We start from the raw sequence: 14681 nt of genomic DNA on the forward strand, positions 1-14681 counted from the left end.
TCTTCAGCTTTTCAAGTTGCCCTCTCCGGCGCACCCAAGCTAATGTCCCCTCCAGCCTTTCAGCTAGCACCTTGCGCGCCGGGGCTCTTTGCTTAATCGGGGATGGAAATGGATTCCGCAGAAATACTCGTACTTCAGGCCAGCTACAGCAACCCGGTGCACGCCGAAGCCATCGGCATCGTGCTCAACCACTACGCCGAAGATCCCATGGGCGGCGGTCATCCAATCGCCCCTGAACTGCTGCAACGCCTGCCCGAAGAACTCGCCCGCCGCCCGCATGCCTTCAGCGTGCTGGCCTTCGTTGGCGGCGATCCGGCCGGGCTGATCAACTGTTTCGAGGGCTTCTCGACTTTTGCCTGTAAACCGCTGGTCAATGTTCACGACGTCGCGGTGGTCGGCAAATTCCGCGGCTTGGGGCTAAGCCAGAAAATGCTGCAGAAAGTCGAGGAAATCGCCCGCCAGCGCGGTTGCTGCAAAATCACCCTGGAGGTGCTGGAAGGCAATGCGGTGGCGCAAGGGTCGTATCGCAAATTCGGCTTTGCACCGGGGATGTTCAATCCGGATCACGGACGGATGCTGTTCTGGATAAAGGATTTACAGGCCTGAAAATCCCCTCACCCTAACCCTCTCCCAGAGGGAGAGGTGACTGACCGAGTTGGCCGGGCGCAATACATCGAACTGGCCCAATCTGCCTGACCAAAAAAAGGCGCCCCAATCAGGGCGCCTCAACTGTCATCTCCCGGGCCAGAGCGGAGCCACGGGAGGTCCATCGGTTGCTCGATAAAACTCAGTCGCGATAAGACTCGGTCACCTGCGCCGTCTGGTCAGCAGGGACGCGAATTTCCTTCGCGCTGGCGTCGGCCTTCTGCTCGCTTTGCGCGTGCTGGACCGGGAAATTGTCGTAGTAATAACGCATACGCTCGGCACCGCCTTCAGCGAAGGCGCTGGTGGAACCGAGGGCGAGCAGGGTGGTGAGGATGAAAGGGGTGATTTTCATGTTGCCTCCTACTGAACAAGTGGGAGTCGGTTCGTCCGTGAAGCAGACCGCGGAAGAGAGTCTGCGTTGCGGCCATTAACAATGGGTTAACGCGGGTCAAGGGCAAATATTGCCGGGTATTTCAATGTGGAGTGCCGACGCAGCACGCCCATCAGCACACACAAAAAAGGGCCCTCGCAGGCCCTTTGTCGTGTTACTTCTGCGCCACCTCTCCCGGAGCAGGCTGCTTGGGCTTCATCAAGCTGAAATCGATCAGTGAGCGTTTCGCCGTCTGATACGGATCACCAATCAACAGTTTGCGCGGCACGAAGCGGTCGCTGACCAGACTCTTGCTGCGATCCAGTTCATCCGAACTCAACCCGGCCAGATCCGCCCAGGTGTGGATGAACTGCGAGCTGCTGTACGGCCGGCTGAGGTCGCCAGCGAAGTTCCAGTCGTGGTTTTGCTTCCACTTCGGCGAGGCCCAGGCCATGAACGGGATGGTGTACATCGGCGCGGTCGGCTTGTTCTCGTTGCGGCCCAGCGTGCTGTGGCCGGCCGAGTCGAAGACGTCTTCGCCGTGGTCGGACAGGTACAGCAAAAAGCCGTTCGGATCAGATTTGGCGTAGTCCTTGATCAGGCTCGAGACCACGAAGTCGTTGTACAGCACCGCATTGTCGTAGCTGTTGTAGGTCGGCAGTTGATCGTCGCGTACGCCGGCAGGGACGCCCTGGCGATCCTGAAACTTGTCAAAAGTCGGCGGATAACGGTACTGGTAGCTCATGTGTGTGCCGAGCAGGTGCACGACAATCAGTTTGCGCTGAGCCGGATCAGTCAGTGCCTTGTTGAACGGCTCGATCACGTCGCCATCGTATTGCGCGGCGTTCTGGTTGCGATTGTTGTTCAGGTACACCTGCTCGTCGGCCTGTTCGGAGAAGGTCGTGAGCATGGTGTTGCGCTTGGTCATGGTCTGCTGGTTGGTGATCCAGAAGGTCTTGTAACCGGCCTGTTTCATCACGCTGACCAGCGATGGCGTCGACAGGTACAGATCCGGGTTCTGCTCATCGGCGAAGGTCAGCACTTGCTGCAACGCTTCGATGGTGTAGGGGCGCGGGGTGATGACGTTGTCGAAGATCGCCAGTTGATCCTTGAGCTTGTCCAGTTCCGGCGTGGTGTTGCGCGGGTAACCGTAGAGGCTCATGCGCTGACGGTTGGTCGATTCGCCGATCACCAGCACCAAAGTCGCCGGCTGACCGGCAGAGGCGTCCTTGAGGTTTTTCAGCGGCGGGATCTTGCTCGCACTGTCGAGCATGCCCTGCATGTCACCGAGGGTTTCCTGATAGCGGTGATACGCCACGGCCATCTGCCACGGCACGGCGGGCTCGATGCGGGTTTCGAATTTCTCGAAGCCTTGGGCGAAGGTGCCCATGCGCAGGGTCTGCTTGACCAGCGGGTAGCCGACCACGGCGATTACAATCGCCGTCGCCGCTACAAGCGCGCGACCGCGCGGCATGTAAACAGGGCGCAGACGCGTCCATAAAAAGTAAGCGAACGCGGTATGGGCGAGGAACGCCGGGATCATCCACCAGGCGAAGTACTGCGTCATGTACTCGCCGGCTTCCGACACGTTCGACTCGAACATGATGAAGATGACGCTCTGCGAGAATTCCTGCTGATAAATGAAGAAGTAGCCGAGGCTGGCCATCGAGCAGGCCCACAGCACTACGCCGATGATGGCGGCGAGCAGGCGAGTGTGTTTGGGGAACAGCAACATCGGCGCCAGCCACAGCGCGCTCATCACGAACGCCTGACGAAATCCGGTGAAGCCGGATGTGCCGGTCAGCTGGATCAGCAGTTGGGTGATCCCCGAGAAATACCAGAAGAAGACGAACAGCCAGATAAATCCGGCCCAGTCGAAACCGCTCGCAGTCGTTTTGCTGCGTTTGAACAATGCCATTACGCGCTCCAGCTCAATCATCAAACCCACGCCGGAACGCTTCCATGACACCGACGAACAGAGGCCGTACGCGCAGGTACGGCCAGAATGGGGCGGAGTATCCCCAAGGGCATGTGAAAGATTTGTTAAGCCGGCTTATGATGGGTATCAGGCGTTCAGAGGTGCAACGTGTCGGGAACGACGATGGCCGTTCCCGAAGCAAGCGGGGATCAGGCGTGCGGTGCGCGCTGCACAACCGGACGCGGTTGCGGCTGCGAGCCTTGGGTCAGTGCGCGCAATTGCGCCAATTCGTGCTGCAACTGGTCGCGCTCGTCTTTCAACTGGCGCAATTCATCGCGACGGATCGTAACGTAGAGGGTTTGTGGCGGCATTACTGTGTGTACTGTGCCCATTGCTCACCTCGCAAATGGCGTGCATCAACTGTAAGTCACTCCTCGTGCCGAGGCGCTTGACTTACTATCGGCGCCAATTTTGATTTCTTTTGCCCTTAAAGGGAACTTTTTTATTTTTCATGGTCGGTGTGTCTTCGGCAGGATTCGGGGCGTTATCACTCTGGATCGGGCACAATGCCCGGAAACTTCATCGCAACGCTCTGGACTAACCTCCATCAGTCGCGTTGGGCTATAACCAATGACACACATTTATTTGTAGTAAGGAGCATCAGCACATGCAACTCGGGATTATTGGACTGGGCCGCATGGGCGGCAATATTGCGCGACGTCTGATGCTCAACGGGCACACCACCGTTGTTTACGACCGCAATACCGCTTTCATCGATAACCTGGTCGCCGAGGGCTCCACTGGCGTCGCCGACTTGCCAGCGCTGGTCGCCGGCCTCGACAAGCCGCGCGCGGTCTGGGTCATGCTGCCGGCCGGCGCGCCGACCGAAGACACCATCAACACCCTGAGCGAATTGCTCGAACCCGGCGATACCATCATCGACGGCGGCAACACCAACTACAAGGATGACATCCGTCGGGCCAGGACCTTGAACGAGAAGGGCCTGCACTACATCGACGTCGGCACCTCCGGCGGCGTCTGGGGCCTTGAGCGCGGCTATTGCATGATGATCGGCGGCGACGCTGAAACCGTGCAGCGCCTCGACCCGCTGTTTGCCGCGCTGGCGCCGGGCATGGGCGACATCCCGCGCACCAAGGACCGCAAGTCCGACGACCATCGCGCCGAGCATGGCTACATCCACGCCGGTCCTGCCGGTGCCGGGCACTTCGTGAAGATGATTCACAACGGCATCGAGTACGGCATGATGGCCGCGTTCGCCGAGGGCTTCGACATCCTCAAGACCAAATCCAGCGAACGTTTGCCTGAAGATCAGCGTTTCGACCTGAACGTGGCTGACATCGCCGAAGTCTGGCGTCGTGGCAGCGTGGTTTCGTCCTGGTTGCTCGACTTGACTGCCGATGCGCTGGCCAGCGATCCGAAGCTCGACGGTTTCTCCGGTTCCGTGGCTGACAGCGGCGAAGGGCAATGGACCATCGAAGCGGCCATGGAGCAAGCGGTGCCAGTACCGGTGCTGTCCAACTCGCTCTTCTCCCGTTACCGCTCGCGCGGGCAGGGCACCTTCGGTGACAAGATCCTGTCGGCACAACGCTTCGGCTTCGGCGGCCACGTGGAGACCGCGAAAAAATGACCCGTACGATCCGCAGAAAATCCAAGGCAGAACCCGCACCACCGACCACGCTGTTCCTGTTCGGTGCCCACGGCGACCTGGTCAAGCGTTTGCTCATGCCGGCGCTGTACAACCTCAGTCGCGACGGCCTGCTCGACGAGAATCTGCGGATCGTCGGCGTTGATCACAACGCCATTACCGATGAAGCCTTCGCGCAGAAGCTCGAGGACTTCATCCGCACCGAAGTGGCGGCGAAGGTCGGCAAGGGCGATCAGATGCTTGATCCGGTCTTGTGGGCCAAGCTCGCCAAAGGCATCAGCTACGTCCAGGGCGACTTCCTCGACGACAGCACTTATTCAGCCCTGGCGGCGAAAATCGCCGACAGCGGCACTGGCAATGCGGTGTTCTATCTGGCCACCGCGCCGCGTTTCTTCAGTGAGGTGGTGCGCCGCCTCGGCAGCGCCGGTTTGCTTGAAGAAACGCCCGAAGCGTTCAGAAGGGTGGTGATCGAGAAGCCATTCGGCTCCGACCTGCACACCGCCGAAGCCTTGAATGCTTGCCTGCTCAAGGTCATGTCCGAGAAGCAGATCTACCGGATCGACCATTATTTGGGCAAGGAGACCGTGCAGAACATTCTGGTCAGCCGGTTCTCCAACAGCCTGTTCGAAGCGTTCTGGAACAATCATTACATCGACCACGTGCAGATTACGGCGGCGGAAACCGTTGGCGTCGAAACCCGTGGCAGTTTTTACGAACACACCGGCGCACTGCGTGACATGGTGCCCAATCACTTGTTCCAGTTGCTGGCCATGGTCGCCATGGAACCGCCGGCCGCATTCGGCGCCGATGCGGTGCGTGGCGAGAAGGCCAAGGTAGTGGGGGCAATTCGCCCCTGGTCCACCGAAGAGGCGCGGGCCAACTCAGTGCGCGGCCAGTACACATCGGGCGAGCGCGACGGCACACCGTTGAACGGTTATCGCGAAGAAGCCAACGTCTCGCCCGACAGCACCACCGAAACCTATGTGGCGCTCAAGGTGATGATCGATAACTGGCGCTGGGTCGGCGTGCCGTTCTACCTGCGCACCGGCAAACGCATGAGCGTACGCGACACGGAAATCGTCATCTGCTTCAAACCGGCGCCGTACGCGCAGTTCCGCGACACCGAAGTCGATGAGCTGCAGCCGACTTATCTGCGTATCCAGATCCAGCCAAACGAAGGCATGTGGTTCGACCTGCTGGCCAAGCGGCCGGGGCCGGCGTTGAACATGGCCAATATAGAGCTGGGTTTTGCGTATAAGGATTTCTTCGAGATGCAGCCTTCCACCGGCTACGAAACCTTGATCTACGACTGCCTGACCGGTGATCAGACGCTGTTCCAGCGCGCTGACAATATCGAGAACGGTTGGCGAGCCGTTCAGCCATTCCTCGATGCCTGGCAGCAGGACGCCAGCGTCGAGTTGTACGCGGCTGGTGACGATGGCCCGCAAGCAGCGGAAGATCTCCTGACTCGCGATGGCCGCGTCTGGCACGGTCTGGGATGAGTGACCTGGCGAAACAACCCATCCGTTTTCTCCTCAGCGACATGGACGGCACCTTGTTGCTGCCCGATCACACGCTGAATCAACACACCATTGACGCCGTGCGCTCATTGCGCGAGGCCGGCGTGCTGTTCAGCCTCGCCAGCGGACGCCCGCCGAAAGCCATGCTGCAACAGATCGAGGCCCTGGGCGTTGATCTGCCGACGGCGGCGTTCAATGGCGGCACCATCGTCAAACCGGACGGCACACTGTTGGCCGCGCATTATTTGCCGGCGACGACCGCACTGATTGCGCTGGCGCAGTTTGCCGATCAGTCGGACGTCGAGGTTTGGGTGTTCAGCGGCGGTGACTGGCTGCTCAAGGACCCGCACGGGCCGATGGTTCCGCGTGAGCAAAGTGGCCTCGGTTACCCGCCGGTGGTCGTGGAGAGTTTTGAGCCGTATCTGCAGCGGATCGACAAGATTGTCGCGACCAGCAACAACACAGAACTGTTGATCGAACTGGAGGCGCAGCTGTTGCCGAAGGTCAACGGTATGGCTCAGGTGTCGCGTTCGCAGCCGGTGTATCTCGACGTCACTGCGCTGGAGGCCAACAAGGGCACTGCGTTGACGACGATTGCCGAGTACCTCGGCGTACCGCTGGAACAGACCGCCGTCATCGGCGACGGCGGCAACGACCCGGCGATGTTCAAATGTGCAGGTTTGTCGATTGCCATGGGCCAGGCGGAAGAGGCGGTTAAGCGCCAGGCCGACGTCGTCACCGCGCCGAACACTGAAGACGGCGTGGCCCAGGCGATCAAAAAGTACATCCTCCCGCACTGAGTCAAACCAAAGCCTGATATGGGCTGCCTGGAATTCGGCTCACCGGAAACCATTGTGGGACGAGCTTGCTCGCGAAGGCGCCGGGTCAGGCGACTGAGAGGGTGGATGTGCCGCCGCCTTCGTGAGCAAGCTCACTCCCACAAGGTTTCAGCGGCGTGCACAAAATCCCGGCAAAAACACAAAACCAGTGTGGGAGCGGGCTTGCTCGCGAAGGCGCCGGGTCAGGCAACAAATCAGTTCACTGACACACCGCTTTCGCGAGCAAGCCCGCTTGCACAGTTTCAATCAGTGTTCTGTCAGAGCCAGTAGCTCACCGCGTACCAGCCCAGCAGGCCCATCACCACGGTATACGGCAGCGCCATCCACACCATGCGCCCGTAAGACAAGCGTACCAGCGGCGCGATCGCCGAGGTCAGCAGAAACAAAAACGCGGCCTGACCATTCGGTGTCGCCACACTCGGCAGATTGGTCCCGGTGTTGATCGCAATCGCCAGCGCCTCGAAATGCTCGCGACTCATGTGCCCGGCGAGGAACGCTTGTTTCACTTCGGTGATGTAAATGGTCGCGACAAACACATTGTCACTGATCGCCGAGAGCAGGCCGTTGGCGATAAACAACATGCCCGGCTGTTGATCCATAGGCAGCGCCAGCACCCACTGGATCAGCGGGGCGAACAATTGCTGATCATGAATCACTGCCACTACGGCGAAAAACACTACCAGCAACGCGGTAAACGGCATCGCATCCTTGAACGCGCTACCCAGGCGATGTTCGTCAGTGATTCCGGTAAACGCAGTGATCAACACAATCACCATCAAACCAATCAGGCCGACTTCCGCCAAGTGAAACGCCAGACAACCGATCAGAATCAGCGCCGCTGCACCTTGCACCAGCAAAGCCGCCGTCTGGCGCGAGGTGCGCTTCGCGTTGTCTTCCGCCGCATAGTTGGCCAGCACAGCCCGCACATTGTCCGGCAGCAACGTGCCGTAACCGAACCAGCGCAGCTTCTCCAGCAGTACGCAGGTGACCAGACCTGCCACCAGCACTGGCAGCGAAACCGGCGCCACCTTGGTGAAGAACTCGCCGAAATGCCAGCCCATCTCGTGGCCGATCAACAAGTTCTGCGGCTCACCCACCAGTGTGCAGACGCCACCCAGCGCCGTGCCGACCGCGCCATGCATCAGCAGGCTGCGCAGGAACGCGCGAAATTGATTCAAGTCGTCATGATGCAGCGAAGGTAAATGCTGATCGTCACTGAACTCGCTGTCCTGACGCGGATCATTGCCCGACGCGACCCGGTGATACACGGAGTAGAACCCGACAGCCGCACTGATGATTACCGCCGTCACGGTTAACGCATCAAGAAACGCCGAAAGAAATGCCGACAAGAAGCAGAACATCAGCGCCAGAATGGCTTTCGAACGCACGCCCAACAGCAGGCGCGAGAAGAGGAACAGCAGCAGATCCTTCATGAAGTAAATGCCGGCGACCATGAACATCAGGAGCAGGATCACCGGAAAGTTGTGCACTAACTCATCGTAAAGCGCCTGCGGCGTGGTCATCTTCAGCAGCAACGCCTCAATCAGCAGCAAGCCGCCCGGCATCAACGGATAGCACTTGAGCGCCATGGCCAGGGTGAAAATGAATTCGATCACCAGCAGCCAACCCGCCGCAACCGGACCGATGGTGAACAGCACCACAGCATTGAGAATGAGAAAACCGACGATGGTCGCCTTGTACCAGCGTGGCGATTGCCCGAGGAAGTTGTGCGCGAACGCTTGGGCGATTGAACCGGACATCGGCTGCTCCTTTTATATAGAAGCGCGAAAGTTGCCGGATGTTTCAGGGAAGATCAAGCGGCCCCTCGCATTGGCTGTCGAACGCACTATTGATTCAGATAGCGCGCAACCAAGGCCCGGTAATTGCCATCCAGCGAATACCCGCCGACGACAATGGCCCCGTCAGCCTGGACCGCTAACGAATTCGCCGTATCGAGACTTCTACCCAACCGCGTGCGCAGCCAGCCGTGGCCTTGGCCAAACTCTGGGTCGAGGCTGCCATTGCGTTGATAGCGGGCGACCATGAAATCCGCCTCAACCCCGCCGATGGTTGCCCCGACAGCGATGATCCGACCGTCGCTCATCAACTGAGCCGCATTCCATTGGCAACCGCTGGGGCCAATGTCCAACACTTGCGGCAGGCCGTGGTGGCAGTGCAAATCCGGTCTGCCATTGGTGTGCAGGACAAATGTCAGGCAGCGGATCGGATCGCGACTGCTGCCAAAACAATAAAGCCTGTCCTCAGATTCAATGATCTGATTGACCTGAGCGCTGTTGCCCTGCGCCTTGAAAGCCATGAAGCCGTCAACCGCAAAGCGCTCGTCCAGGCTTCCATCGGGCCGATATACTGCCAGCAGTCCCTGTTGCGGAAAGTCGATCGAGCCGGCCACGACGATGCGCCCATCCTGCTTCAACAGCAGCGTGCTCAACCAGGTATTGAGCAGCAGGTGGCGGACCATGACAAATCCGCGCCCGTTGAAGGATTGGTCCAGGCCACCGTCGGGTTCGAGGCGAATCAGCATTCCGGCATGATCGGCGAGGCTGAAATGATGGTTGGCGATCAGCAGAATGTGGCCGTCTTCCTGCACCGCAAAATCACAAGCCTCGACGCCCGGCACCCCCGGTGGCAACCAACTGTCACGGGTGCCCATGGACAAATCGCCGGGCAGCCGCACGACCTGGAAGCCGACAGCACCGAAGCGTTGATCTGGCTGGCCGTTGGCATCAAACAAAGCGAGGGCCGGCAGGGTGCGATGGGTATTTTCATAGTGCAGACCTGCCAGCATGATTCTGCCATCAGGCAGCACCTGGACCTTGCCGGCCCTGGCTTCGAAACCTTTGACGAAGCTGCCGATCACGCTGCCCTGATGGCCGAAGGACAAATCGGCGGAGCCATCGGCGAGCAACCGTGCCAAGCCAAAACGGCTGCCGTTGGCTGTACCTACTTTCGCGGCGACGAGAATTCGGCCCTGTGCATCGAGGGTAACGTGCTGGGTCAGACTGGAGAGACTGCCGGCAAAGTACACTTGCGCAACGCCACCGATAGCGAATGCCGAATCGAGCGATCCCGGATTATTCCAAGCGGTAGGTAGGGCATAAGTGCTCAGGGTGGACATGCGCGAGGCTCCTTGCGAGTGAGCCGATACCCAGTGATTGGGCGGCTGACTGCATGAGCGAAACATTCAATCCCTGAACCACGAGAAGTACAACTGGAAGAACTAACAGAACGACGGTCGCACTGTGCCAGAACAGTGTCTTGTTGAACCAGTCGCAAGCGAGCCAAGCATTTAAGCAATATCTGACCCGAGAACTAACGGCTATCTCACATGAAAAGGGCGGATGACTTTAACGTCATCCGCCCTTGTTCTGTCATCAGTGAGGCATCGACCACGATTGCAGCGTGTGGCCTTCTTCGCTCAACTCGGCGCGGGCCTGCTGCAGCAGTTGTTCAAGTTGCGCCGGGTCAGAATAGGCGCTGCTCGGGATCTGTTTGCGACCGATATGGGAGTTGGTGCGGTCGACGACGGTCAGGCTCAGTTCGCCATTGCCGTCTTGTGGCGCCCAGGCCACGCACTGAAAAGGCTTGAAGGCGTGGTTGGCAATCAAAAGAGCTTCGTTGATACGGAGCGGGGCAGTCATGGGGTCTTCTCTCTATTAGCGCCCAATCAAGTGATGTGCCGGCGGTTGGGCTTACCGTGCGGCGGGTTACTTGTACTGATGCACGCAACCGGGGGGCGGGTCACAAGTGAAACAAAGAAATTTCAAGTTCTTTACATAACGTAAGTTCGTTTCGTTGATCCTGCCATGTCTGAACACCGCGTTGAATTCACCCCTCACCCCAACCCTCTCCCCGAGGAGAGGGAGCCGATTTGTGGGCTTTTCAAACTCAAGTTCGGCTTGGTCTTTCAGATCGGCGTACCCCGTGCAAACACCTCGGTCAGTTCCCTTTCCCTCGGGAGAGGATTAGGGTGAGGCGGCCGCTCTCTGACACAACGCAAATAGTCGATAGCTAACTAACAACCATCTTTCTTATAACTCTTTTAACAACCCCCTATAAGCAATCGATACAAGCCCCCGTCAAAATCTTGCTAGTGTTACAACCGGGTCTGCCAAATGACTGTTTTTACAATCATTTCCAATGTTTGGCGCCAAGGAACAGTCATGATTGAAGCGCCTGCGTCGAGACGTTTACTGGTGGTCGATCCCTGCGACGACTGTCATCGCCTGTTGCCCGGATTGCGCGCCGTAGGCTGGGATGTCGACAGTTGTAATCTTGAGAATGCCAGCGCGCGCGCCTGCGACGTCGGCCTGCTGCGCTTGCAGCCGTTTCACCTTGAACGCCCTGAAGCGGTCAAGGAGCTGATCAGCCGCAGCGGCACCGAATGGATCGCCGTACTCAATCAGGAAGTCTTGCGTTTGCAGAACGTCGGCGACTTCGTCTGTGAATGGTTCTTCGACTTCCATACCTTGCCCTTCGACGTCTCGCGCGTACAGGTCACCCTGGGTCGTGCTTTCGGCATGGCGCGCCTGCGCGGGCAGGGCACGATACATGTCGACCAGCCGGAACACGAACTGCTGGGCGACAGCAAACCGATTCGCGAACTGCGCAAACTGCTGAGCAAACTTGCACCGACCGAATCGCCCGTGCTGATTCGCGGCGAAAGCGGCACCGGCAAGGAACTGGTCGCCCGCACCCTGCACCGACAATCCCAGCGCCACAACAAACCGTTCGTAGCAATCAACTGCGGCGCGATTCCCGAGCATTTGATCCAGTCCGAACTCTTCGGCCACGAGAAAGGCGCGTTTACCGGCGCCCACCAGCGCAAGGTCGGGCGCATCGAAGCCGCCAACGGCGGCACGTTGTTCCTCGACGAAATCGGCGACCTGCCGCTGGAATTGCAAGCCAATCTGCTGCGTTTTCTCCAGGAAAAGCACATCGAGCGGGTCGGCGGCAGTCAGCCGATCCCGGTCGACGTGCGAGTGCTGGCCGCAACCCACGTCGACCTGGAAGCAGCGATCGAGAAAAAGCGTTTTCGTGAAGACCTGTATTACCGGCTCAACGTGCTGCAAGTGGTGACCGCACCATTACGTGAACGCCACGGCGATCTGTCGATGCTGGCCAACCACTTTTCGCACTTCTACAGCCATGAGACCGGCCGCCGGCCAAGGAGCTTCAGCGAAGATGCGCTGATTGCCATGGGCAAGCACGACTGGCCGGGGAATGTCCGCGAGCTGGCGAACCGGGTACGGCGCGGGTTGGTGTTGGCAGAGGGGCGGCAGATCGAGGCGCGGGATCTGGGATTGATCAGCCAGCATTCCATCGCAACACCGATGGGCACGCTGGAGGATTACAAGACCCGGGCGGAGCGGCAGGCGTTATGTGATGTGCTTAACCGGCATAGTGATAATTTGAGTGTGGCCGCGAAGGTCCTCGGGGTTTCGCGGCCTACTTTTTATCGGTTGTTGCATAAGCATCAGATTCGTTAGTCAGCTGAAGATCAAAAGATCGCAGCCTTCGGCGGCTCCTACAGGGATTACGCAATCCGAATGTAGGAGCTGCCGAAGGCTGCGATCTTTTGCTTTTACCTAGAAGTAATACGGGAATTTCAGGCTGAACGAAAAGTCCGGCGCATCATCGGTCATGCCGATCGACAAGTTCGGCACGATTGTCAGGTTGTCGGTGGCCGCGATGGTCATGCCGACGTTGAAGTAACCGGCGTTGGCGTCACTCGACACCACCGATTCCCAATCGCCGCCGTCCTGTTTCAGCTTGCTCTTGCGCTGCACGAGGTCGGAGACCGAGAACGACATGCTCATCTTCTCGTTGAGCGCGAAGGCGATGCCGGCGCCGATCTGGAAGCTGTCGCCGATGCGTACCTTGCCCGGGGTTTTCTGGTTGACGGTGGAGCTGATGTCGTCGAACGACTCCTCGAGGTTGTGGGTGTAGGACAAGCTGCCGAACAGCACCGCCGGGTCGAACGTCTTGACCAGCGAGATGCCCGGGGTAATCGACCAGACGCCGTTACCGGTGGGCAGGGTGTCGGGTACGAACAGGTTGGAGTTGGCGTCGGTCTGGCGCAGTTTGATGCCGAACGGGTCCTTGCCGGTCGGCGCCTTGACGCGCAAGGTGACGACGGCGTCCGGGGTGTTGACCGACTCGTCGAGGAACTTGTAGGCGATACCGAAGTTGACGTCGCCAATGGTTGGATCCTTGGTCACGGTTTCTTCGGTGGTCACCCCTGCAGCGCCCTGATTGCCGCCGCCGGACTGATACGTCGACTCGCGATAGACCACCGGCACGTTCAGGTCGAACTGCCAGCGATTGTCGAAGTTGTAGCGGCCGGTGAGGTCGAGGGTCCAGGTGTCGGCCTTGATCCGGTCGAGGTTGATGTTGCCCAGGAAGATCGAATCCAGCGCGAGGAACCCGTTCAGGATCAACTGGCGGGTGTCATAGCGTGAATAGGTGACACCGGTTTCGAAACTGAACTTGCCGCCACCGAAAAAGCCGCTGGCCTCGTCGTACAGGTTGGAAACACTTTGCGCCGGTTGCGAATCGTCAGCCAGCGATTGACCGTAGGAAGCGCCACTGCCCCCGGCGGCGCCTCCCGATGCAGCGGCCGCACCGGTGCCTGTGGCGGCTCCGGTAGCGACGCGATTGCCTTTCATGTCGGACGGCGATTTGGCCAGCCGTTTTGGCGGTGGGGCGGCGGGTGTTTCTTCTACCTGGCGGACCCGTTGTTCAAGTACCGCCAGCGCTTGTTGTTGTTGTTCGTATCGTTGCTTCAGTTCCAGAAGTTCCCGTTTCAGGGCTTCTACATCGGCGTCGGGTGCTGCTTGCAGCATTGCCGCCGGGAGAAGGGTACTCAAACACACTGCAGCACGCAGTGATACTGATCGATACATGAATAAGCCGTCCCTTTTAGCCCAATGATCGAGACTCAGCGTAGTTCAATATCCGATATTGCGTAGGGCCCCGAGTTGGGTCAGGTTGCAGTCCAGTGCACCGGCGCTTCTGCCGTTATTGTTAAGTACGACGTTGAGTTGCGTAAGGTTGTTGACCACGTTGGCACTGCCCAGCAAACGGGTATTCTGCAGCAGCCCGCCCTGGGCGACCTGTTGCAGTGCGTTACCTTGATTGCCGCTGGCCTGAATGGCCATTTGCACGCCACCGCCATTGGCCGAAACCGCGACGCTGCCGGCGCCGTTGCTGCCGGTGATGGTTTGCCCGGCGACGAGGGCCTGGCCTTGCGACGGCACCAGTGCCGGCGCCTGACTGGCTTCGCTGACGTTGATCGCAACGTTGTTGTTGGCGGTGTTGCCATCGCCGGCGGCGCGCACGCTTTGCGTCACGCCCTGAGTGCTGTTGAGGCCGGCGCCACCGATCACGGTGCCCGTTCCCAGCGTGGGAGTACCGCCATTGCCCGACTCCTTGATGGTCGAGACATAAAATTCCGGTTTGACCGTTGCAGCTTGGACCTGCATCGAGGTGGCCGCGCCGATCAGGTCGCCGCTGGCGTTGCGCCAGGTGCTGCTCATGACAATGCCGAAGCTGATGATCCGCCCCGGCATGACGTACCGACCGCGAAGCTCGGCGAGCTCCTGGTCCTTGATTTCGATGGGTTTGAATCCGGCATGGGCAAAGCCTGACGCACTCGCTGCCAGGCAGGCGGCGGCCAGCCAGTATGAGCTTTTCATCTGCTGCT

Annotated in this window: 13 protein-coding genes; 5 read left to right on the top strand and 8 right to left on the bottom strand. The window is 59.3% G+C overall.

All coding sequences use genetic code 11. The features are described from left to right. Positions 1–108: 108 nt before the first annotated feature. The gene (locus ACZZZ4_RS22400; RefSeq protein WP_415762518.1) at positions 109–606 is read left to right on the top strand and encodes a GNAT family N-acetyltransferase; all 498 of its coding nucleotides are present in this window, start codon (positions 109–111) and stop codon (positions 604–606) included. 181 nt (positions 607–787) lie between these two features. On the opposite strand, the gene ACZZZ4_RS22405 is transcribed toward ACZZZ4_RS22400, so the two are convergent. The 3 genes from ACZZZ4_RS22405 to ACZZZ4_RS22415 form a co-directional block, all read right to left on the bottom strand. Further along, positions 788–997 (bottom strand): hypothetical protein, encoded by a 210-nt coding sequence (locus ACZZZ4_RS22405; protein ID WP_463548805.1) that lies wholly within the window; start codon positions 995–997, stop codon positions 788–790. A 193-nt stretch (positions 998–1190) separates the two neighbouring features. Then, positions 1191–2933 carry a phosphoethanolamine transferase CptA gene (locus ACZZZ4_RS22410; RefSeq protein WP_463548806.1) on the bottom strand — a complete coding sequence of 581 codons (1743 nt, stop codon included), beginning with the start codon at positions 2931–2933 and terminating at the stop codon, positions 1191–1193. A gap of 209 nt (positions 2934–3142) precedes the next feature. Then, positions 3143–3325, bottom strand: a complete 183-nt coding sequence (locus tag ACZZZ4_RS22415; protein WP_463548807.1) for a DUF6026 family protein — start codon at positions 3323–3325, stop codon at positions 3143–3145. A gap of 275 nt (positions 3326–3600) precedes the next feature. Between ACZZZ4_RS22415 and gnd the strand changes: the two genes are divergently transcribed. Genes gnd through ACZZZ4_RS22430 form a run of 3 tightly spaced genes read left to right on the top strand, consistent with a single transcriptional unit; the run spans position 3601 to position 6919 of the window. Continuing rightward, a complete protein-coding gene (gnd, locus tag ACZZZ4_RS22420) occupies positions 3601–4581 on the top strand; it encodes a phosphogluconate dehydrogenase (NAD(+)-dependent, decarboxylating) (protein WP_039760537.1) in 981 nt (326 codons plus the stop codon). Next, positions 4578–6101, top strand: a complete 1524-nt coding sequence (gene zwf / locus ACZZZ4_RS22425; protein WP_463538164.1) for a glucose-6-phosphate dehydrogenase — start codon at positions 4578–4580, stop codon at positions 6099–6101. Before gnd ends, zwf begins: the two co-directional genes overlap by 4 nt. Beyond that, complete coding sequence (locus tag ACZZZ4_RS22430; RefSeq protein WP_039760540.1) at positions 6098–6919, top strand: Cof-type HAD-IIB family hydrolase; 822 nt, start codon at positions 6098–6100, stop codon at positions 6917–6919. Before zwf ends, ACZZZ4_RS22430 begins: the two co-directional genes overlap by 4 nt. 296 nt (positions 6920–7215) lie before the next feature. Here ACZZZ4_RS22430 and nhaB read toward each other — a convergent pair whose 3' ends face one another. The 3 genes from nhaB to ACZZZ4_RS22445 all read right to left on the bottom strand — a co-directional run bounded on the left by nhaB (position 7216) and on the right by ACZZZ4_RS22445 (position 10617). Then, a complete protein-coding gene (gene nhaB, locus ACZZZ4_RS22435) occupies positions 7216–8718 on the bottom strand; it encodes a sodium/proton antiporter NhaB (RefSeq protein WP_415762514.1) in 1503 nt (500 codons plus the stop codon). Positions 8719–8804: 86 nt separating this feature from the next. After that, the gene (locus ACZZZ4_RS22440) at positions 8805–10094 is read right to left on the bottom strand and encodes an NHL repeat-containing protein (protein WP_463548808.1); all 1290 of its coding nucleotides are present in this window, start codon (positions 10092–10094) and stop codon (positions 8805–8807) included. 256 nt (positions 10095–10350) lie between these two features. Then, positions 10351–10617: a hypothetical protein gene (locus tag ACZZZ4_RS22445; RefSeq protein ID WP_039760548.1), complete on the bottom strand. Its 267-nt coding sequence runs from the start codon at positions 10615–10617 to the stop codon at positions 10351–10353. 522 nt (positions 10618–11139) lie between these two features. Here ACZZZ4_RS22445 and ACZZZ4_RS22450 point away from each other — a divergent pair. Beyond that, complete coding sequence (locus tag ACZZZ4_RS22450) at positions 11140–12465, top strand: sigma-54 dependent transcriptional regulator (RefSeq protein ID WP_434768931.1); 1326 nt, start codon at positions 11140–11142, stop codon at positions 12463–12465. Positions 12466–12564: 99 nt separating this feature from the next. Here the strand turns inward: ACZZZ4_RS22450 and ACZZZ4_RS22455 are convergent, their stop codons facing one another. Further along, positions 12565–13881: a transporter gene (locus tag ACZZZ4_RS22455; RefSeq protein WP_129998705.1), complete on the bottom strand. Its 1317-nt coding sequence runs from the start codon at positions 13879–13881 to the stop codon at positions 12565–12567. A 45-nt stretch (positions 13882–13926) separates the two neighbouring features. Beyond that, positions 13927–14673, bottom strand: coding sequence for a hypothetical protein (locus ACZZZ4_RS22460; RefSeq protein ID WP_463548809.1), 747 nt, complete (start codon positions 14671–14673; stop codon positions 13927–13929). Positions 14674–14681: the final 8 nt, after the last annotated feature.

The organism is Pseudomonas sp. AC252, from assembly GCF_979258105.1.